This is a genomic window from bacterium, from assembly GCA_026398675.1.
In the GTDB taxonomy this organism is placed as follows: domain Bacteria; phylum RBG-13-66-14; class RBG-13-66-14; order RBG-13-66-14; family RBG-13-66-14; genus RBG-13-66-14.
On the sequence record JAPLSK010000228.1, the window covers coordinates 1 to 1,760 of the forward strand.

At 69.0% G+C, this 1,760-nt stretch carries 1 protein-coding gene, 1 pseudogene and 1 riboswitch; of the genes and pseudogenes, one reads left to right on the forward strand and one right to left on the reverse strand.

Going from position 1 to position 1,760, the window contains the following annotated elements; translation table 11 throughout:
* Positions 1-60: 60 nt before the first annotated feature.
* Positions 61-861 carry a purine-nucleoside phosphorylase gene (locus NTW26_07275; protein ID MCX7022058.1) on the reverse strand — a complete coding sequence of 267 codons (801 nt, stop codon included), beginning with the start codon at positions 859-861 and terminating at the stop codon, positions 61-63.
* Between the two features lie 123 nt (positions 862-984).
* Positions 985-1,127, forward strand: a riboswitch (cobalamin riboswitch).
* A gap of 82 nt (positions 1,128-1,209) precedes the next feature.
* Here NTW26_07275 and NTW26_07280 point away from each other — a divergent pair.
* Positions 1,210-1,632, forward strand: a pseudogene (locus NTW26_07280) (TonB-dependent receptor plug domain-containing protein).
* Positions 1,633-1,760: the final 128 nt, after the last annotated feature.

Consider the following 1,760-nt stretch of genomic DNA (forward strand, 5'->3'; position numbering starts at 1 on the left):
AGCCTCCCCCCAGAGGGGGGAGGGGACACAGGGCAACCCCCACCCCGGCCCGTAAGCGCGCTACCCCTCGCCGCCGGGGAGAGCGAGACCGGCGAAAATCGCCCGCAGCCAGCGCCCCAAATCCTCCGCCATCGCCCCCGACCGCCGCAGGACCTCCCCGTGGGGGAAATCCTCCCGGGCGGCGTAGTTGGTCACCGCCGAGAGCCCCAGAACCTTCAGGCCCAGCCGCCGCGCCACGATGGCCTCCGGCGTGGTGGACATCCCGACCACGTCGCCCCCCAGCCGTCGGTAGGCCTCGGCCTCGGCGGGCGTCTCGAAGCTCGGGCCGGAAATCCCCACGTACACCCCCTCGGCGACCTCCAGGCCCAGCTCCCGCGCGCTACAAAGGGCCATGGCGCGCAGGTCGGCATCATACGCCCCGGTCATGGGCGTAAAGACCGCCTCACCGCGCAGGGGGTCGTAGCCAGCGAGGTGCAGGTGGTCCCGGATGACGAGGAAGGAGCCGGGCTTAATCCCGGTCCGCAGGCTCCCCGCCGCGTTGGTCAGGACGACCGTCTCCGCCCCGAGTCCCGCCGCCAGGCGCACCGGCAGCGTCACCGCGTCCGGGTCGTGGCCCTCGTAGAAGTGGAACCGGCCGCAAAACGCCAGCACCGGAACCCCGGAGAGAACCCCCGATGACAGGCGGCTGGGGTGGCCCTCGACCCGCGCTCTCGGGAAGCCCGGAATCTCGGCGTAGGGGAGGACGACCGCGTCCGCCGGCCCCTCGACCGCCGTCGAGAGCCCCGATCCGAGCACCAGCGCCACCCGGGGTGCGGGCAACTTTTCTTTCAAAAAAGCCAGGGCCTCGCCGGTTCGGTCCATGACCCCTCCGCGGGAAAGACGCCCGTATTTTAACCCTTTTTCGCCCCGTTGACTAACCGCCGCGCCGAGGGGTAACATGGGGGCGTTCCATCCTACCGGGCGTCGAGTGCCGGGCACTCGACCGGGGAAGGCGGTGCAATTCCGCCGCGGTCGCGCCACTGTGAACGGCTAGGGGCGGTCGGAGGCCACTGGGGAAAAATTCCCGGGAAGGCGTCCGCCCCGCGGGAGAATCGCGCAGATTCCCGGAGCCGTGAGCCAGGATACCCGGTCCCGGTTAAAACCCCCTTCGCGTAAAAGGAGGCAGCCGTGACCACCCGCATCCTGCCCTGATAGAGCCGTCCGCCCCGGATGACATCCGGCGCCGGGCGGCTCTTCATCTCATCCCCTTTTTACAAAAACGGTCAAACTCACGGAGGTTTTCCCGTGCGGAAAATCGCACCCGTTCTCTGCGTATTGTTCATTCTCGCCTCGGCGGGCGACGACGTCGGCCTGGTCATCATCCGGGAAATCCAACCCGTCACCGGGACGGACTGGCTCGTCCTGGAAGGGGACGACATTTTGGCGTCGGGGGCGACCACGCTGGGCGAGCTTTTAGCCGATATTCCGGGGGTCTGGATCAACGAGTCCGGCACGCCGGGCGGGCTCGTCACCGCCTCCATCCGGGGGTCGGCCGCAAATCAGGTCCTCGTCCTGGTGGACGGCATCCCGATCAACCAGGCCGCCAACGGCACGGCCGACCTCTCGGCCATCCCCCTGTCGGAATTGGAGCGGATAGAAATTCGTCGGGGCGTGGCCAGCAGCCACTACGGCGGCGGCGCCATGGGCGGCGTGGTGAACCTGGTCACTAAAACCGGCGGGGGGGATGCGGGCGAGCTCACCCTGGGGCTGGGCTCGGCGGG